Origin of the sequence: uncultured Algibacter sp. (assembly GCF_947490405.1) — a bacterium.
Lineage (GTDB): Bacteria > Bacteroidota > Bacteroidia > Flavobacteriales > Flavobacteriaceae > Algibacter_B.
The window spans coordinates 236398-254783 of the sequence record NZ_CANLGU010000005.1 but is presented as its reverse complement, the minus strand read 5'-3'; the positions used below and the strand labels follow the sequence as shown (position 1 = coordinate 254783).

General features: G+C 31.9%; 18 protein-coding genes. 10 read left to right on the top strand and 8 right to left on the bottom strand.

Annotated features, from left to right (window positions below):
• Window positions 1-28 precede the first annotated feature (28 nt).
• From Q0772_RS12625 to Q0772_RS12600, 6 genes are all read left to right on the top strand, one after another.
• On the top strand, window positions 29-1117 hold the full coding sequence (locus tag Q0772_RS12625) for a YHYH protein (RefSeq protein ID WP_298345333.1): 1089 nt from the start codon (window positions 29-31) through the stop codon (window positions 1115-1117).
• 197 nt (window positions 1118-1314) lie between these two features.
• A complete protein-coding gene (locus tag Q0772_RS12620; protein ID WP_298345329.1) occupies window positions 1315-2118 on the top strand; it encodes a YHYH protein in 804 nt (267 codons plus the stop codon).
• Between the two features lie 72 nt (window positions 2119-2190).
• Complete coding sequence (locus tag Q0772_RS12615) at window positions 2191-2688, top strand: hypothetical protein (protein ID WP_298345326.1); 498 nt, start codon at window positions 2191-2193, stop codon at window positions 2686-2688.
• Complete coding sequence (locus tag Q0772_RS12610; RefSeq protein WP_298345323.1) at window positions 2675-3325, top strand: SCO family protein; 651 nt, start codon at window positions 2675-2677, stop codon at window positions 3323-3325. Before Q0772_RS12615 ends, Q0772_RS12610 begins: the two co-directional genes overlap by 14 nt.
• A gap of 81 nt (window positions 3326-3406) precedes the next feature.
• The gene (locus Q0772_RS12605; RefSeq protein ID WP_298345321.1) at window positions 3407-4495 is read left to right on the top strand and encodes an oxidoreductase; all 1089 of its coding nucleotides are present in this window, start codon (window positions 3407-3409) and stop codon (window positions 4493-4495) included.
• 106 nt (window positions 4496-4601) lie between these two features.
• Window positions 4602-5741: a T9SS type A sorting domain-containing protein gene (locus tag Q0772_RS12600; RefSeq protein ID WP_298345318.1), complete on the top strand. Its 1140-nt coding sequence runs from the start codon at window positions 4602-4604 to the stop codon at window positions 5739-5741.
• Between the two features lie 34 nt (window positions 5742-5775).
• On the opposite strand, the gene Q0772_RS12595 is transcribed toward Q0772_RS12600, so the two are convergent.
• The 7 genes from Q0772_RS12595 to Q0772_RS12565 form a co-directional block, all read right to left on the bottom strand.
• Window positions 5776-6216, bottom strand: a complete 441-nt coding sequence (locus Q0772_RS12595) for a sensor of ECF-type sigma factor (RefSeq protein WP_298345315.1) — start codon at window positions 6214-6216, stop codon at window positions 5776-5778.
• 11 nt (window positions 6217-6227) lie between these two features.
• Window positions 6228-6737 (bottom strand): hypothetical protein, encoded by a 510-nt coding sequence (locus Q0772_RS12590; RefSeq protein ID WP_298345312.1) that lies wholly within the window; start codon window positions 6735-6737, stop codon window positions 6228-6230.
• Between the two features lie 43 nt (window positions 6738-6780).
• Complete coding sequence (locus Q0772_RS12585) at window positions 6781-7323, bottom strand: RNA polymerase sigma factor (RefSeq protein ID WP_298345309.1); 543 nt, start codon at window positions 7321-7323, stop codon at window positions 6781-6783.
• A 283-nt stretch (window positions 7324-7606) separates the two neighbouring features.
• A complete protein-coding gene (locus Q0772_RS12580; protein WP_298345307.1) occupies window positions 7607-9442 on the bottom strand; it encodes an ABC transporter ATP-binding protein in 1836 nt (611 codons plus the stop codon).
• Entirely contained in the window at window positions 9442-11172 is a 1731-nt protein-coding gene (locus tag Q0772_RS12575) for a phospho-sugar mutase (RefSeq protein ID WP_298345304.1), read from the bottom strand. The genes Q0772_RS12580 and Q0772_RS12575 overlap by 1 nt, the downstream gene beginning before the upstream one ends.
• Window positions 11173-11465: 293 nt before the next feature.
• The gene (locus Q0772_RS12570; protein WP_298345302.1) at window positions 11466-12410 is read right to left on the bottom strand and encodes a glycosyltransferase family 2 protein; all 945 of its coding nucleotides are present in this window, start codon (window positions 12408-12410) and stop codon (window positions 11466-11468) included.
• Window positions 12411-12448: 38 nt separating this feature from the next.
• Window positions 12449-12979 (bottom strand): DUF4199 domain-containing protein, encoded by a 531-nt coding sequence (locus Q0772_RS12565; protein ID WP_298345299.1) that lies wholly within the window; start codon window positions 12977-12979, stop codon window positions 12449-12451.
• A 157-nt stretch (window positions 12980-13136) separates the two neighbouring features.
• On the opposite strand from Q0772_RS12565, the gene Q0772_RS12560 reads away from it, so the two are divergent.
• From Q0772_RS12560 to Q0772_RS12550, 3 genes are all read left to right on the top strand, one after another.
• Window positions 13137-13388 (top strand): type B 50S ribosomal protein L31, encoded by a 252-nt coding sequence (locus Q0772_RS12560; RefSeq protein ID WP_298345296.1) that lies wholly within the window; start codon window positions 13137-13139, stop codon window positions 13386-13388.
• Between the two features lie 148 nt (window positions 13389-13536).
• Window positions 13537-14712: a putative sugar nucleotidyl transferase gene (locus tag Q0772_RS12555; RefSeq protein ID WP_298345293.1), complete on the top strand. Its 1176-nt coding sequence runs from the start codon at window positions 13537-13539 to the stop codon at window positions 14710-14712.
• 157 nt (window positions 14713-14869) lie between these two features.
• A complete protein-coding gene (locus Q0772_RS12550) occupies window positions 14870-15205 on the top strand; it encodes a hypothetical protein (RefSeq protein ID WP_298345291.1) in 336 nt (111 codons plus the stop codon).
• On the opposite strand, the gene Q0772_RS12545 is transcribed toward Q0772_RS12550, so the two are convergent.
• Window positions 15202-16821, bottom strand: coding sequence for an ABC transporter substrate-binding protein (locus tag Q0772_RS12545; protein WP_298345288.1), 1620 nt, complete (start codon window positions 16819-16821; stop codon window positions 15202-15204). The genes Q0772_RS12550 and Q0772_RS12545 overlap by 4 nt on opposite strands.
• Window positions 16822-16972: 151 nt before the next feature.
• On the opposite strand from Q0772_RS12545, the gene mtaB reads away from it, so the two are divergent.
• Complete coding sequence (gene mtaB, locus Q0772_RS12540) at window positions 16973-18298, top strand: tRNA (N(6)-L-threonylcarbamoyladenosine(37)-C(2))-methylthiotransferase MtaB (protein WP_298345285.1); 1326 nt, start codon at window positions 16973-16975, stop codon at window positions 18296-18298.
• The last annotated feature ends 88 nt before the right edge of the window (window positions 18299-18386 follow it).

Below are 18386 nucleotides of genomic sequence, written 5' to 3'. Positions count from 1 at the left end.
CTAATATTCATAGCTAATAAGTTTAAAAATGAAACACATATATATAGTTGCTTGTTTACTTGTAATAAGTTGTAATAGCAATAAAATTTTGGCACAGCATAGTCATAGTCAGAACGAGCACAGTCATGACAACCATAATCATAATGAAATTGTTTCTAATCACCTCACGACTTATTTTGCTGATTATGTTTTAAAAGATGAAAGTTTTGGGACAAATACATCCGTTACAATAAAGGATAATACAAGAATGATGGTTACTAATGCCCTGCCAAATCATAAAACTGGAGAATTTCCGGGTCCGGGAAACCCAAATACTATTTCTGCTCAAAAACGAACGTATAACTTTCCTGTAAACCCAAAATATACAGGAAACCCTCAATGGGTTAGAGAACCAGGAGTTGCTTTAAATGGTGTTAAGTTCGAGCCAGGAACCGCAGAGGTTGTAGCCTGTGATACAGGAGAGAACTATCGTATAGAAGCATTTCAAGAATTGGTTAATTTAGGTTTAGATTTTAATAATGCACACGTACAACCTACGGGAGCTTATCATTATCATGGATCTCCTACTTCAGTTATTGAAAAGTTTGATTCTGGTAAAGATTTAGTGCATGTTGGTTTTGCTCATGATGGGTTCCCGATGTATTATTCAAAAAGCGATAGATATAAACCAAGTTACAAGTTAATGGACGGTACTCGTGATGGAGAAGATTGTACTTATGAAACCAGACGAAATACTCTTGATATTGCAGTTGGAGGACATCATGATGGTACATATACTTCAGATTTTGAATATGTTGAGGGTTCAGGTGATTTAGATGAATGTAATGGAATTACCATTGATGGTAAATACATGTATTTAGTTACGAATGCATTTCCTTATGTAAGTAGATGTTTAATGGGTGAAGTGACATTAAATGAAAGGCGAGGCAGACCAAGTTTAGCTCAACTACTTGAACGTATGGATTCCAACAATGATGGAAAACTATCTAAAACTGAAACTAAAGGCCCTTTAGCTTTAAAGTTTTCGGAGTTTGATAAAAATGATGATGGATTTTTAGTTGAATCCGAACTAAAGAACCTGCCTAGGCCAAATAGAAGCCAAAGGCGTAGACAATAATTTTTTAACTCAAACGCAAGTTTTTTGTTTTAAAAGCATCTATATAAACAGTTATTAATATTAGCTCCATGAAAACCAAGAAAAACCCTTTGGTTGTCATTATATTAGTTTTAGTAATTATAATACTCATATTGAATATGATTTTAATTTCTAACTTGTGTAATTAGCCAAAAGTTGACTATTTTAAATTAAAAACTATGAAAAACCTATTTACAGCTACAGCTACATTTATATGCATTGTATTGCTATTCTCGATAACATTTCTTTCGTGTAGTAGTGATGAATCAGATGATACCACTCAAGAAGAGCAACAGGAACAAGAAGAAATGGAAGAGGAAATAGAAACCGCTTATGATATTAGTAATATTTTATCAAAGTTTGAAGGTACTGGATTATCTTACGCAGTAAACGGGAATGCAGTAACATTTACGACGCAAGACCTACCAAATCATACAAGCCCATATTGGCCAACAAACAACCCTTTGTATGAAGCTTATAACGGTACTAATTCAAATTTCAGAATAAACCCAAATAGAATTTCAGCTCAAAATATTGTGTTTACTATATCGTTAAATCCGGAAGAAGCTACTAATAAAGAGGCTACCCCTATGGGACCTATAGGTATTTCTAGAAATGGTGTTGTGTTTTTTAACCAATATGCAGCTGGAGGATCGCCATTAACTAATGAAATTGACTCTTTCGATCAGTATTTAGGGCACCCTGCAGGACAAGGTAATTACCATTATCATATAGAGCCAACCTATTTAACGGAGCAATTTGGTGAAGGTGCATTTTTAGGATTATTGGCAGATGGTTTTCCTGTATATGGTCCTCTAGAAAACGGAGAAACTGTTACTAATTCAGATTTAGATGATTACCATGGTCATACAGGTGTTACAACAGATTTTCCAGAAGGTATTTATCATTATCATATCACTAGTGAGGATCCATACTTAAATGGTAATGGGTTTTTTGGTACACCGGGTAATATTTCTCGTTAGTTGCGGTATTGGGTTATTCTAAATATCGGCTTTCTATTTTTAATTTTTACTTCTTGTGAGAAGCAGGATGCCATGGTTTTAGATGTTTCAAATAAACATTTAAACTTAAATAATGGTATTCTAGAATTTAATAAAAAGCCTTTTACAGGTAAAATAGTAAGTTCTTTTATTGATGGACAATTACAATCTGAAGTTTTCTATAAAGATGGTTTAAAAGAAGGCAAAGAAAAGCAGTGGAATATAGATGGAGCATTAGTTGTAGAAAGACTTTATGCTGAAGGAATAAAAACAGGAATACACAAGTCTTGGTGGGACAATGGCAACTTAAAATTTGAATATCATTTTAATAGTAAAGGCGAATTCCATGGCATGGTCAAGGAATGGTATGCCGATGGTTTATTGTTAATGGATTTTAATTATAAGAATGGAAAAGAAACAGGAAGCCAACGTCTGTGGAAACCAGATGGCAGTATTAAGGCTAATTATGAAGTTGTAAATGGTGAGCGCTTTGGATTAATTGGTTTGAAAAAATGTTATACCGTAACGGTTGATAAAAATGAAATTAAGTAAATTATATTTTATAGTGATGCCTTTAGTTTTTTGCTTTATTTCATGTAAAAATGAAACAAAGGGAATCGCTTCTAAAAAGGAAATTACAGAATTACCATATTTTAATTCGGCTGATTTTACTCCAGAATGGAATACACCAAGACATAAAATCCCTGAGTTTTCATTTATAAATCAAAATGGTGAAACGGTTAATAATAAAACATTTAAAGGAAAAATATATATAGCAGATTTCTTTTTTACGAGTTGTCCAGGTATCTGTCCGAAACTCACAAAGAATATGCAAACTATTCAAGAAGCTTATAAAAATAATAATGATATTATGTTACTCTCTCATACGGTTATGCCGTGGCGAGATTCAATTCCTTTATTAAAAAAGTATGCCGAAACATACCATGTTAACCCTAATAAGTGGCATTTAGTAACAGGTGATAAAGATGCGCTTTATGATATTGCAAGAACAGGATATTTTGCAGATGAAGATTTTACCAAAACGCAAGATGAAAGTAATTTTATTCATACTGAAAACTTTATCCTAGTAGATAAGCAAGGTTATATTAGAGGTGTTTACAACGGTACGTTACCTATTGATGTGGAGCGTTTAAAACGACACGTTGAAATATTAAAGAAAGAGATTTGATTTGATTAATAGTTATTTTTTCATGTAAAGCTCTATGATTGTTCATAGAGCTTTTCTATTTTTAAGGAAATTATAAAAGTTATGAAACAGTTTTGCTTAATAGTATTCTCCTTAACGTTTTTGTTTTCAGAAGTAAATAAAGATGAAGTTACATCAAGAGATTTTAGTAAAGTTGAAATAGAAACACTTGTACAAGATTCTACTTTAAATGTTCGTGCCTTAGAAATTATTAAAGCTGAGTTTTCTGCCCCGGCGTATTTAACATCTATTGGAGAATTTGGAATCATCTTTCCAAACTCTATTTTTAAGCATGTTGATTCGTTAAAAGGAAAAGCGTTTTACAATCATAAAATAAACTTGTCAAATGATACTTTAAAGTTAAATTTTAGAGCGCTTGGTGTTACCAAAAAAGGAGGATTTGGTATTACTATTGGTTCTCCGGCTTTGCTTTATAAACTTGATGCAGATTTAGAAAAAAATAAAGTGGTATACCAAGAATCTCACCCTAGTGTCTTTTACGATTCCATGGATTTTTGGAATGACCAAGAAGGAATTGCTATTGGAGATTCAGTAGAGGGGTGTTTGTCAATTATAATTACCAGAGACGGAGGAAGTACTTGGGAGAAATTGTCTTGTGATAATTTGCCAAAAGGTATTGAAAACGAAGGTGCTTTTGCTGCAAGTGATACCAATATTGCAATAGTTGGAGATAATACTTGGGTTGCAACTACAGCAGGACGCGTTTATTATTCGCCAGATAAAGGGAAAACTTGGGAGGTTTTCGAGACACCAATAGTTAAAGAAAAAGATACAGAGGGTATTTATTCTATAGATTTTTATGATGAATTAACTGGATTTGCCATAGGAGGTGATTATACCAAGCCCGATGATAATGCTGCTAATAAAATTAGAACTAATGATGGAGGTAAAACTTGGGAGTTGGTGTCGCAAAATCAAAACCCTGGATACAGAAGTTGTGTGCAATATATTCCTAACAGAGGTGGAAAAGAATTGGTAGCTGTTGGTTTTAAAGGTATTGATTATAGTAGTGATTCTGGAAGCTCATGGAAACATATAAGTGATGAAGGTTTTTATACCATTAGGTTTTTAAACGATTCTGTGGCTTATGCAGCTGGAGCAAGAAAAATATCCAAATTACTTTTTAAGTAATCAGTTTATCTAAAAAAATTACACTTAAGTGCTTGTTTTTTAATCTGGTAAGTATTTTTTATACTTTTAAGTTAGTTAATTAATCAAATTAAAAACCTTAAGTATTATGAAAAAAATTACACTACTATGTTTATTAATTCTCTCTACAATTTGTTACGGTCAAAACCAACTATTGTCTTCTATTGAAGAAGTAGATATTGGAGGAGGTACTTGGATAAATAGTTCAGGTTACAACTACGAATATGAAAATGGTAATTTAATAAGTGAAACAGATTTTTTTTGGAATGGCTTAAATTGGGAAGTTTCGGGAAAAGTTTCTTATACCTATAACGGAAGTAATAAGGTAACTGTTGAGGTTTATCAGAGTTATAATTCATCTACTGGTATGTATGAAAACGATGAAAGAATAGTTTATACTTACAACGGGAATGGTGATTTATCTTTAATTGAAAGTTATACTTGGGATACTGGTGCATGGGTTGCAGAGTCAAGATCAACAATTCTATATTCTGGTACAACATTAACTGGTGGTATTTCAGAGGATTATGATGGTTCTGTATGGACAAATACGTTTCAATCTACCGTATCTTATAATGGCAATGGTACTATTGATGAAATTATTGAAGAAGAGTGGAATGGAACTACTTGGGTGTTGGAAGGTAGAGATAGTTTTACCTACGATGGTAATAATAGAATAGCATCTGTGAAATTCGATATTAGAAATGGTATGGCTTGGGAAGAGGTCTTTACTACTTCATATGTAGTTGATGGTAATGGAAATAGAATATCAGAGACTGATGCTTTTGCTGGTGGTGGAGGTGGAGACGAAACAATTACTTATGCTTATGATATGACAGCTTTAATGAGTAGTTTCGATAATCCATTTGCTGATGACAACGGATTTGAATATTTATATGAAGACTATCCATACTTTAATAAAATACTTTCTGAAACAAGCACAAATAATTACAGAACGACTTACGATTACAATAATGTCTTAAGCTTGAATAAGGCTGTAAATAAGCAGGTTTCTATGGATATATTTCCTAATCCATCAAGAGATTATGTAACTATTAAATCTTCAGAAGCTATTGAGAAAATAGATATATTTAATACAGTTGGGACTAAAATACTATCAACATCTGATTTGAAGATAGATGTTAGTAATTTTTCAAATGGGCTTTATTTAATGAGTATTATTCTAGATTCAGGAGTAACTGTTTCTAAAAAAATAATTAAAGACTAATTTTAAATTTGTTTTCAAAAAAGAGAGAGGTTAACTAACCTCTCTCTTTTTTGCGTTTTTTTAGCTCATTGAGCATTTTCTTTTTAAAGTCTTCTTCTGCAACTTTGAGTTTAATTATTTTCTTTGCAGGTATAATATTAGAGAGTTTTTGAGGTAATTCCGTTCTTAATTTATGCATACTGTTTTCTGCTTTATTTAATCGTTCAATAAGCGCATTAGCTTCTGCATCAGTCATGGTATCTAGGTTTTCTTTAATGTCTTTTCTGATGGCTCTCATTTCTTTAAACCTAATATTATTCTTTTCTTGCTCAAAGGCATTGTATACTGGCCAGAAACTCTGTGATTCTTTCTCTGTTAAATTGAGTTGTTCTGTAATAAAAGCTACTTTCAGGGCTTTTATTTGTTCTCTTTTGTCTTTTTGAGCCATCATAGTGAATGACACAAAGCATATGGCTATAAGTATTATCTTTTTCATTTATTTAAGTGTTACTCTATCATTAAAGCCTCAATATCAGCATTGTTTAATAGATATTCTTTAAGGTTTTCCTCATCAAAATCATGTTCGACGAAATCGCTCTCATTAAGTAAATCAGTACTAAATAAGGATGCTATTTCATAAGAACTTATATTTTCGTCTAAGATATAATTTTCAACAGTTTCGGTTTCTAAATTATCAAAAGATGGATGATTATCAAAAATAGTTAGATTGAATAAAATCAAAATAGCAGCAGCAATACTTGAAATATAAATAACCGTTTTTTTGTTGATTAGTGAAATTACTTTAGTGTCCTGATCTTCTTCTGATAACCTTTCAGTAATACGTGATTCAATAGTATCAAAATAATTTTCTGGTACTTTAAAACTATTAGATTTAATGTTTTTTAAAGTATAACCACCATCAATTTTATTAAGAACCTTTTTCTCTAAAGTATCAAAATATTCTTCAGGAATTTTAAATCCAGATGATTTAATATTATGTAGATTCTTGTTTTTCATTGAGTATGCTCTTGTTTATTTGACTTATAAATTGTTGAAAGGTTTAATTTTCAGTTAAGTACGCTTCTATTTTTTTAACTGCAATATGATATGATGCTTTAAGGGCTCCTTCACTAGTTTCCAAAATATGAGACATGTCTTTGTACTTTATATCTTCAAAATATTTCATATTAAACACCAATTGTTGCTTTTCAGGTAATGTTGAAATAGCTTTTTGGAGTTTCAATTGAATAGCGTCACCTTCAAAATAGACATCCGATATTAAATTGTTTATTGTTAATTGCTGAACCTCTTCGTTAGTTATTTGTAATTGTTTTGCTCTTTTATTTATGAAGGTAATAGATTCATTAGTAGCTATTCTGTAAATCCAAGAAAACAATTTACTATCCCCTTTAAATTTATCAATGTTTTTAAAGATTTTGATGAATGTATTCTGAAGCACGTCATCTGCGTCATCATGAGATTTTACGATGTTTCTAATATGCCAATATAAACGTTCCTTGTAAAGGCCTAAGAGCTCTTTAAAGGCTTCGTTCTTATTAGTTTTAGATTGTAGTTGTTTTATAAGTTGTGCTTCGTCAATCACAAACAATTGTTTGGTATTTAGACTACTAAATATACTAAAAGTTTAAAGGTGTTTTTTGAATTATTTTACTATTCTGTAAATCAGAGCATTAAATTATTTTTTATCGATTAAGTGTAAACAATATACGATAAAATGCATTTTTTCTTGTAGTATAGGTTTTTATGTTATATGTTTGTATCAGAAACCTACTTATGTGTTAGTCTTCCCCAAGTCTAGCAAAAACAGAAAAGGATAGACGCCCCCAAATCTCTATCCTTTTTTTTATTTATAAAATTAAGATTGCTTAATCTAAACTTTGCATATCAACAAGCTTTTTGTAGGCCCCATTTTTTGCAATAAGTTCATCATGCTTACCTTGTTCAATAATTTCACCTTTATTTAATACCACAATGTTATCAGCGTTTTGAATGGTTGATAGTCTATGTGCTATTACGATTGATGTTCTGTTTTTCATCATGTTTTCTAAAGCTACTTGAACAACGCGCTCGCTTTCTGTATCAAGCGCTGAGGTTGCCTCATCTAAAATCATAATTGGAGGACTTTTTAATACAGCTCTGGCTATACTTAAACGTTGTTTTTGCCCACCAGATAATTTGCTTCCAGCGTCTCCAATGTTTGTTTCAATGCCTTCAGATAAATCTTTAACAAATTCCCAAGCATTGGCAATTTTTAAAGCTTCAATAACATCTTCATCTGTGGCATCTTGTTTTCCAAGTTTTAGGTTATTTACGATGGTATCATTAAATAAAATAGCATCTTGTGTAACGATACCAAGTTTATTTCTTAGAGAACTTGTAGTTAAATCATTAATGTTTATGCCATCAATTAAAATTTCCCCTTCATTAACATGGTAAAAACGTGTTATGAGATTTGCAATCGTTGATTTACCGCTACCAGACTGTCCTACTAAAGCTACTGTCTTGCCTTTTTGAATTGTTAAAGAGAAGTTTTTTAAAACATATTCTTTATCATATTTAAATGAGATGTTTTTAAACTCTATTGTGCTATCAAAACCAGTTTTTTCAATGGCATCAGGTTTATCTTTTATAGGGTTAGGAGCATCTATAATTTCTTGAATACGCTCTGCAGCAGCTCCTCCTTTTTTGATGTTGTAAATACCTCGAGTTATGGCTTTTGCGGGTGTTAGAATTTGATATGAAAGCCCAAGATATACCAAAAACATACTGCCATCCAGTACAGATTTTTGGTCTCCACTTAGTATTAAATTTCCGCCGTACCAAAGGATGCCAGAAATCATTAAAATACCAAGAATCTCACTTGTAGGTGATGCTAAGTTTTGTCGGTTCAATAATTTATTCCTAAAATGATATGAGCGATTTGTAGATTCTTGAAACTTATCATTAAAAGTCTCTTCAGCATTAAAGCCTTTTATAATACGCAATCCTGTTAACGTTTCTTCAAGCGTAGATAAGAAAACACCTTGTTCTCTTTGAACTCTTGTAGACTTGCGCTTTAAGCTTTTTCCAATTCTTGAAATTATAAAGCTCATTATGGGTATAAATATAAAAACGAACAATGTTAATTGCGGACTTATTATAAGCATAGCAATTATGGTAAAAATTATAGTGAGAGGTTCTCTTACAATAAGTTCCAAAACAGGTAAAAAGGAATATTGTAAATCATTAACATCTCCAGTAACTCTTGCAATTATATCGCCTTTGCGTTGCTCTGAAAAGAAAGATAATGGTAACTCAACAGTTTTCTTATACACCCTATTTCTTATATCCCTAATAACACCATTACGTAAAAATACCATGAAGTAGTTTGCTAAATACCCAGCAATATTTTTTAGTAAAAACATGGAGATTATTAGTGCAATCACAAAAACTAGGGCTTTGGATTTATCGCCACCAGTAAAATCATCCATGTAATAGATTAGAGCCTCTTCTGCATAATCTTTTATGTTATTTAAACCTTTAAATTCTGGAAAAGACTTTGGAGCCAATGTTTTTTTGTCAAAAATAACATCCAACATAGGCTTTAACGCTATAAACGATAAGGTGCCAAACAAGGCATAAAACACATTAGCTATTATATGCCCTAAAGCATATTTTTTATAGGGTTTAGCATATTTTAATATGTTGGTAAAATGTCCCACTAAATGAGATTCATATCCTTGAGAATGGTTTCAGCTTTAGAATCTAATTCTGATTCTAATGTTTTAAAACCATTGGGGCTATCCAATTTTGAATTCACACTTACATAAAACTTAATTTTTGGTTCTGTTCCGCTAGGTCTCAATGCTATTTGGCTACCATCTTCAGTGTAATAAATAATTACATTTGATTTAGGAATATCTATTGCACTAGTTTCTCCTGTTATTAAATTTTTAGAAGTGGCAGATTCATAATCTTCTATTTTAACAACTTTAGAGCCATTTACAATAGTTAATGGGTTTTGACGTGCATCAGTCATCATTTGCTTAATTTCTTCAGCGCCTTCAATACCTTTTTTGGTTAATGAAATCAGTTTTTCTTTATAACAACCATGTTCAACATAGAGTTTAATTAATTCTTCAAAGAAAGAGCTCCCATTTGCTTTTGTAATGGCTGCAATTTCACAGGCTAGAAGTGTAGAAGTTACAGCATCTTTATCTCTAACAAAATCGCCAACCATAAAACCAAAACTTTCTTCTCCACCACCAACAAAATCCAACTCAGGATAGTCTTTAATAAGTTTTGCTATCCATTTAAAACCAGTAAGTACAATTTTATTTTCAACACCATAAGCATCAGCAAGTTTATTTAGCATTGGAGTAGAAACAATGGTGGTTGCAATAAACTCTTTACCTTTTATTTTGTTTTCGGATTTCCATTTTTTCAATAGAAAATCAACCATCATAATCATGGTTTGGTTACCGTTTAATAATTGTAGTTCGCCTTCAGAGTTTCTTACAGCAACACCTAATCTGTCGCAATCAGGATCAGTTCCTATAACAATATCGGCGCCTTCTTTTTCTGCAAGTTCTAAAGCCATTTTTAGTGCAGCGGGTTCTTCAGGGTTAGGTGATTTTACCGTTGGAAACCCACCATCTGGTACTTCTTGTTCTTTTACTATAGATACATTTTTATAGCCAGCACGCTTTAAAGTTTCAGGAACTGCGGTTATGGATGTTCCATGTAGCGATGTAAATACCACTTTTAGGTTATCTTTAGCGTTTTGTGTTGCTCCTACTGTGCCGTTTTCTACAGAGGCATTGATGAATACATTATCAACATCTTTTCCTATGTAATGTATTAAATCACTGTTTTCTTCAAATTTAATATCAGCATAATCCAACGCATTGATTTTATTAATTACTGCACTATCATGAGGAGGGACTAATTGTCCTCCATCTCCCCAATATACCTTATAGCCGTTGTACTCTGGCGGATTATGAGATGCTGTTAAAACTATACCACAGTGGCAATTTAAATGACGAACCGCAAAAGATAATTCTGGCGTAGCACGTAAATCTTCAAATAAATAAACTTCAACACCATTAGCTGAAAAAACATCAGCTACAACCTTTGCAAGTGTTTTACTATTATGTCTACAATCAAAAGCTATAACAGCTTTTGGAGTTTCATTTGGGAATTGCTCATGTAGATAATCACTTAAACCTTGCGTGCTTTTTCCTAAGGTATATTTATTAATACGGTTAGTACCCACACCCATTATACCACGCATTCCTCCAGTTCCAAACTCCAAGTCTTTATAGAAACTTTCTTGAATGTCTTTAGGGTTATTAGCAATACTATCTTTTATGGTTTTCTGTGTGTCCTCATCAAAAGTAGGGATTAGCCACGTATTAATTCGCTCTAAGATTTTTGGTTCAATGTGTATCATAATAGTATTAGTGTATAGTAAGACAAAAGTAAGCATTTGCCTAAAGATAATGTTTATAAAGTACTGTTTAAGATTTGATTTTTAAAGTAAAATTAAAATTAGTAATTTATTTTTTAAAATGTTAATAGAAGTTAAGAATTGTATTAGAGATTACGCATTGGTTAGTATTTTTGAACTGATCAAATTTATGAATGATTAGTATCTTATGACTTGTAAAATCCTTGTTAATTTGATTCATTTAGCTAATTCCAGAAGCATACTGGCAAAAGTTCTAACCATTGGGTAGTACTTAATTAATTTAATACATCTTTTACTAAATAACGTTTTTTATCGGTTCTATTTCTAAGAATTAGTTCACCTAAAAAACCAGCCACAAAAAATTGTGTACCTATAATCATAGTTGCTAAAGCGATATAGAATTGTGGACGTTGAGTAATAAGCCTTCCTGTGGGATTGAGGAATAATTTATCTACCCCTAGATATGCTGCAAACATAAAGCCAATGGCAAACATAATAAAACCTAGTGCTCCAAAAAGGTGCATCGGGCGTTTCCCAAAGTGTGATAAAAACCAAATGGTAATTAAGTCTAAAAACCCATGTATAAATCGATTCATTCCAAATTTAGTTTGTCCATATTTTCTAGCTTGATGTCGTACTACTTTTTCACTAATATTGCTGAAACCAGCATTTTTTGCGAGTAGTGGAATATAACGATGCATTTCGCCGTTAACATCAATATTTTTAACAACCTCTTTTTTGTAAGCTTTAAGACCGCAATTAAAATCATGAAGTTTAACACCAGATGTACGTCTTGCAGCCCAATTAAATAATTTTGAAGGTAAGTTTTTTGCTATAATAGAATCGTAGCGTTTCTTTTTCCAACCAGACACTAAATCATAATCATCATTTGTAATCATGTTGTAAAGCTCGGGAATTTCATCAGGATTGTCTTGTAAATCGGCATCCATAGTAATAATCACATCACCTTGTGCTTTTTCAAAACCTGCATGCAATGCTTGAGATTTTCCAAAATTCTTTAAGAATTGAATGCCTTTAACATGTGAATTCTTGATAGATAGATCTGAAATAGTGTTCCATGAATTATCAGTACTTCCATCATCAATAAAAATGATTTCATATGAAAAATGATTGGATTGCATAACCTTTGCAATCCAATCATGTAACTCTTTTAATGATTCTTCTTCGTTTAGTAGTGGTATAACTACAGATATCTGCATTTAGAATGATTTCAAAATAATATTCAAAAATACAGAATTTATGCTTCGTCTGGGTTATTTTTTTTCATAGCAGCAGCAGCAATTAATCCAATAATACTAAAAAGTACTAATTGAAAAGCTAAACTCTTTAATATCCCTACAATACCAAATTGATTTTGAGATTCCATTTGCTCTACAGTTTTATCAATAGCATCAACAGGAGCATTAAAGCCTTCCATCATTTGAACAGTTTGTTCAATAGTTTTTTGTTTTAAGGTTTCAGCTGCACCCGTATCAATAACATTGAAAATTAAAAAAGAAACCACAGTACTTATCAATAAACCTATAAGTACAGTGATGAAGAAAGATGTAAAGGATTCTTTAAATGAAGCAAATCCGTTTTGAGATTGTTTTACTTTGGCAACTGCAATAATTCCGAACACAACAATAACAAGTAGTATAGCAATACCCAACCACATATTGGTTAGAAGTTCTAAATTAACAGCATAAGCTATTACAGTAATTAGCGCTAAAAACACACCTAAATATAAACCGTAATTTGTAGCAATAGACTTTAAAGATTTTTCCATGATATTTTAATTAATTTGTTAGTTGAAAGGTTAGTAACCAAAGATAGTAAAACGTTACATTTGAAATCAAATTAAAAAATAATAAAAAACATTGTGCATTAGTAAAAAATGGTTAAATTTGCACTTCCAAAATTGAAAGTAATAAAAGTATTTAGCGATGAGAAAAGGTATACATCCAGAAAATTATAGAATAGTAGCATTTAAAGACATGTCTAATGATGATGTGTTCTTAACAAAGTCTACTGCAGAGACAAACGAAACTCTTGAAGTTGATGGTGTTGAGTACCCACTCATAAAAATGGAGATTTCAAGAACATCACACCCGTATTACACTGGTAAATCTAAATTAGTAGATACTGCTGGTCGTATTGATAAGTTTAAAACTAAATATGCTAAATTTAAAAAATAAGTTTAGTCTAAAAGATATTTATAAAAAGCCTTTCTACTATAGAGAGGCTTTTTTACTTTTACAACAATCTATTATTGTTTAAATATTGAGTTTTAAGTATAAAGTAATAAGATTTTAGACTTTTAGCTTCAAATTTTCAAATTTTACTATGAATTACATTCTATTTGATGGCCCTTCACGAAACAGTTTGTTACCATTCACATTCACAAGGCCTGTAGCTGATATCCGAGTTGGTATTTTAACCATAAGAGAAAAATGGGAAGCTTACTTAAAAACCACAACAACAACGGTTACAGAAGATTATCTTTCTGATAAGTTCCCTATGGTAGAAATGGATGAAAACATTATGGTAAATGCATCTTATTTGCCAAACTTACAGTTGGTAGAAATGGTTAAAGATTTAAAAGAAAACCAAGCTATTTTTAAAGATGATGAAGTTATTGCGTTTTTTACCAAAGAAGCCCAAGATGATATTAATTTTGAAAATTATGATGCAATTGAGTTTACTCAAGATATTATTAAAATAGAAAATACTTGGGATATTTTTTCTAAAAATGGAGAAGCCATTCAAGAAGATTTTAACGTAATTACAAAAGATAGGGTATCGCAGCCAATTCCAGCAAGTAATAATGTTATTGCTCCAGAAAACATCTTTATAGAAGAAGGTGCAAAATTAGAATTCACAACACTTAACGCTACTAATGGACCAATCTATGTTGGTAAAAATGCCGAAATTATGGAGGGGTCTATCATACGAGGACCATTAGCATTATGCGAAAGTGCCGGTATAAAATTGGGGGCTAAAATTTACGGTCCAACTACCGTGGGGCCACATAGTAAAGTTGGCGGCGAGGTAAATAACTCGGTTATTTTTGGATATTCTAATAAAGGGCACGATGGCTTTTTAGGTAATTCCGTTTTAGGCGAGTGGTGTAATTTAGGTGCAGATACAAATAATTCAAACCTAAAAAACAACTATGCCGAGGTACGTTTATGGGATTATCAAACAGAAGGTTTTGCTAAAACGGGACTTCAATTTTGTGGTCTCATGATGGGAGATCATAGTAAATGCGGTATAAACACGATGTTTAATACAGGTACTGTGGTTGGAGTTAGCTCCAATATTTTTGGCAGTGGCTTCCCACGTAATTTCGTACCAAGTTTTAGCTGGGGAGGTAATAGCGGCTTCACAACTTACTTGACTAAAAAGGCTTTTGAAGTAGCCAAAGTGGTTATGGCAAGACGAAAAATGGAGTTTTCAGAGCAAGATCAAGCAATTCTCGAGCATGTTTTTGAAGCAACTAAAAAGCACAGACGAAATTAGTTTTGGCGTTACCACAAGGGTCGGGCTTTCACAAGTCGCTCTCTGCGAGGAGCTCCAACAATTGCTCAATCCCTAACGCGCTAATCAACAAATAAAAAGTTAGGCCTAATGTTTTTAGGTTATTTAGCAACTAGAAACCATAAGAATACAAAATACTATGTTAGGAATTTTATTAATCTACTTTATAGGGAAACGATTCTACGATTTATCTATTGAATATGATAAAAGTAAGTGGTTATATGCTATTTTAAGTGTTATTGTATATTATGCAGCAGGATTTGTTTTTGGTATAGCTTTAGCTCTTCTAGATATTTATATCTTTAATTGGGGTATAGATTATGAAAATAATTTTGGTATTAATTTACTGGGTTTACCTGTAGGCCTCTTAGCCGTTTGGGGGTTGTATGTCTCATTAGAGAAGAAATGGAAGAAATCTATACTATTGGTAAAAGATGAGATTGAAGATATTGGTAAAACTGCAGAAGAAAATTAATCCTTGCTCACATATCTCAAGTCCAATAAATTTATAGGATTAATCCCTAATCCTTTAACGTTTTTTCTAGTAAAACGTACTACTTCATCATAAAACAAAGGCACCATTAACGCTTTCTCCATAGCTAATGAATCCATAGTTGTATACAAAAGCTTTCGTTCATTAATATCAGTAATACTAAACGCCTTGTTGTACAAGCTATCAAATTTTGTACTCTTATAATGAAAATAGTTAGAGCCGTTGGGGGCAAAGTTTTTACTATAAAAAATAGATAAGTAATTTTCAGCATCCAGATAGTCAGCAACCCAAGAACTTCTAAACATATCCACTTTCCCGTTAGAACGTGCAGATCTTAAAGTGGCTTCAGGCATCACATCAACATTAATTGTTAAACCTGTTTTTTCTAATTCTCTTTGAATAAATTCACAAAAACTTAAGTAGTTACTTGTAGTTACTAAACTAATTTCAGGGTTTTTAATACCGCTTTCTTTTTTAAATTGCTTAACGAGTTGTTTTGCTTTCTCTGGTTGATAGGTAAACCCAACAGATTTATTATAACCAGGAAGGCCCATGGGAATAAAACCTCCATTCGCCGGATTTCCTATGCCATTTCGTAAATAAATCATCATTTTTTTTCTATCAAAACCATAGTTAATAGCTTTTCGGATTAATGCTGATTGTATTTCAGGAGTTTCAGAATCTAAATAAAACCCAAGATATTCAGTATTTAAATAAGGTCCTCTTATCATGTTTACAGATTCTGTATATTGCGATCTAAGCTTTCCATCTGCGGTTAATAATTGATCTTTATACGAGGCGTCTAAACCAGAAACATAATCTATATTGTTTTGTGCAAATTGTAAAAATTCGCTTTGTTTATCAGGTAAAAAAGTAACAGCAACGGCCTCTAAATAGGGTAGTTGAATTCCATTCTTATCGGTTTCAAAGTAATTTTCATTTTTTCTAAAAACAAGTTTGATATTTTCTTCCCAACGCTTAAATTTAAAAGGGCCAGTGCCAATTGGTTGCGATCTAAACTCAGTGCCATAATGGGTAACAACCTCTTTAGGAACCACAGAGCAATATTTCATGGTAAGCAAACCAATAAAAGCAGGAAATGGTTGCTTTAAAGTAATCTCAAAAAGAGTGTCGTTAACAGCTTTAAAATCATTAACCTTGTTTAAAACCCAACTTCCAGGAGCTGCAATTTTTTTATCTCTTAAACGGTTTAAGCTATAAGTAAAATCATCAGCTGTAACTGTTCTGGTAGAGTCTTTCCCGAATAATTCATGTTTATGAAAATAGACGTCATCACGTAATGAGAATGAATATTTTAAACCATCATCAGAAATTGACCATTTTTTAGCTATGGACGGTAAAATATTTAATGCGCTATCCAATTGAACTAAGCCATTAAATAATTGATTACAAACAGAATTGTCTTGTAAAGTTCTGGAGAAGGCAGGATCTAATGTGTTTATGTTGGCATACTCGTTATACCTAAAAACAAGATGGTCTTTATTAGAATTTAAATTATTTCCACAAGAAAAAAGAAAAACAAGGATGCAACTAATTGATAAATAGTGTATTATTTGATTAAAAAACGGTTTTATCATCTAACTTATTAGTTGTAAATTTGCACGCTCTTGTTAATTTTGATTGTCACACTGAGCGCAGTTGAAGTGCAAGTTATAAATAGTTCATTCTTTGTTAGAATGACAAATATAAATATAAAGAGATTTCTGTTTTCACGGAAATGAAAATATAATGAACAAAAAAGTTGCATTTTATACATTAGGTTGTAAACTGAATTTTTCAGAAACCTCTACAATTGCAAGAAACTTTAATGATGAAGGTTTTGATCGTGTAGATTTTTCAGAAAAAGCAGATATCTATGTGATTAATACCTGTTCAGTAACCGAAAATGCTGATAAGCGTTTTAAAACCATAGTAAAGCAAGCACAAAAAGCAAACCCTGATGCTTTTATAGCTGCTGTTGGTTGTTATGCGCAATTAAAACCACAAGAACTTGCAGATGTTAATGGTGTAGATTTAGTACTTGGAGCAACTGAAAAATTTAAAATCACAGATTATTTAAACGACCTCTCTAAAAATGATTTAGGAGAAGTACATTCCTGCGAAATAGAGGATGCCGATTTTTATGTAGGTAGTTATTCCATTGGGGATAGAACACGAGCGTTTTTAAAAGTACAAGATGGTTGCGATTATAAATGTACGTATTGCACAATTCCTTTAGCCCGCGGTATTTCCAGAAGTGATACCATGGAAAATGTTTTGAAAAATGCGCAAGACATTTCTAAGCAAAATATAAAAGAGATTGTTTTAACAGGAGTTAATATTGGTGACTACGGCAAAGGTGAGTTTGGTAATAAAAAACATGAACATACGTTTTTAGATTTAGTTGCAGAATTAGATAAGGTAGAAGGGATTGAGCGTTTAAGAATATCATCTATCGAGCCAAATTTACTTAAAAATGAAACGATTGATTTGGTTTCTAAGTCTAGGGCATTTGTCCCTCATTTTCATATTCCATTACAATCGGGAAGTAATGAAATTTTGAAAAAAATGAAACGCCGTTACATGCGAGAATTGTATGTAGATCGTGTTGCTAAGATAAAAGAAGTTATGCCTCATGCATGCATTGGTGTTGATGTAATTGTTGGCTTTCCAGGGGAAACAGAAGAATATTTTTTAGAAACGTATAACTTTTTAACCGAGTTAGATATATCGTATTTACACGTGTTTACTTATTCTGAAAGAGATAATACCGAGGCCGCTGAAATGGATGGTGTAGTACCAAGTAATGTGAGAAGCAAACGAAGTAAAATGTTACGAGGTTTATCTGTTAAAAAGCGCCGTGCATTTTACGAAAAACAACTTGGAAGTATACGTACTGTTTTATTTGAAAGCGAAAATAAAGGAGGGTATATTCATGGATTTACAGAGAACTACGTGAAAGTAAAAGCGCCTTGGAATCCAGAATTGATTAATACATTACATCAAGTTGAACTTACTAAAATTGATGATGATGGCATAGTTAGATTTGAGTTTTTACAAGTGCTATCAAACTAGTGTCTACAGAATTTCGACGAATAAACCCTGTATTTAAGTCGTTTAGCTTATTTTTTGTGAGAATCTTTTCTCTGATTATACATTTACA

What these genes read in the sequence shown, in the direction of transcription:
- Q0772_RS12625 (WP_298345333.1), top strand. Translation starts at nt 29, where the DNA reads ATGAAACACATATATATAGTTGCTTGTTTACTTGTAATAAGTTGTAAT.
- Q0772_RS12620 (WP_298345329.1), top strand. Translation starts at nt 1,315, where the DNA reads ATGAAAAACCTATTTACAGCTACAGCTACATTTATATGCATTGTATTG.
- Q0772_RS12615 (WP_298345326.1), top strand. Translation starts at nt 2,191, where the DNA reads ATGGTTTTAGATGTTTCAAATAAACATTTAAACTTAAATAATGGTATT.
- Q0772_RS12610 (WP_298345323.1), top strand. Translation starts at nt 2,675, where the DNA reads ATGAAATTAAGTAAATTATATTTTATAGTGATGCCTTTAGTTTTTTGC.
- Q0772_RS12605 (WP_298345321.1), top strand. Translation starts at nt 3,407, where the DNA reads ATGAAACAGTTTTGCTTAATAGTATTCTCCTTAACGTTTTTGTTTTCA.
- Q0772_RS12600 (WP_298345318.1), top strand. Translation starts at nt 4,602, where the DNA reads ATGAAAAAAATTACACTACTATGTTTATTAATTCTCTCTACAATTTGT.
- Q0772_RS12595 (WP_298345315.1), bottom strand. Translation starts at nt 6,216, where the DNA reads ATGAAAAAGATAATACTTATAGCCATATGCTTTGTGTCATTCACTATG.
- Q0772_RS12590 (WP_298345312.1), bottom strand. Translation starts at nt 6,737, where the DNA reads ATGAAAAACAAGAATCTACATAATATTAAATCATCTGGATTTAAAATT.
- Q0772_RS12575 (WP_298345304.1), bottom strand. Translation starts at nt 11,172, where the DNA reads ATGATACACATTGAACCAAAAATCTTAGAGCGAATTAATACGTGGCTA.
- Q0772_RS12570 (WP_298345302.1), bottom strand. Translation starts at nt 12,410, where the DNA reads ATGCAGATATCTGTAGTTATACCACTACTAAACGAAGAAGAATCATTA.
- Q0772_RS12565 (WP_298345299.1), bottom strand. Translation starts at nt 12,979, where the DNA reads ATGGAAAAATCTTTAAAGTCTATTGCTACAAATTACGGTTTATATTTA.
- Q0772_RS12560 (WP_298345296.1), top strand. Translation starts at nt 13,137, where the DNA reads ATGAGAAAAGGTATACATCCAGAAAATTATAGAATAGTAGCATTTAAA.
- Q0772_RS12555 (WP_298345293.1), top strand. Translation starts at nt 13,537, where the DNA reads ATGAATTACATTCTATTTGATGGCCCTTCACGAAACAGTTTGTTACCA.
- Q0772_RS12550 (WP_298345291.1), top strand. Translation starts at nt 14,870, where the DNA reads ATGTTAGGAATTTTATTAATCTACTTTATAGGGAAACGATTCTACGAT.
- Q0772_RS12545 (WP_298345288.1), bottom strand. Translation starts at nt 16,821, where the DNA reads ATGATAAAACCGTTTTTTAATCAAATAATACACTATTTATCAATTAGT.
- mtaB (WP_298345285.1), top strand. Translation starts at nt 16,973, where the DNA reads ATGAACAAAAAAGTTGCATTTTATACATTAGGTTGTAAACTGAATTTT.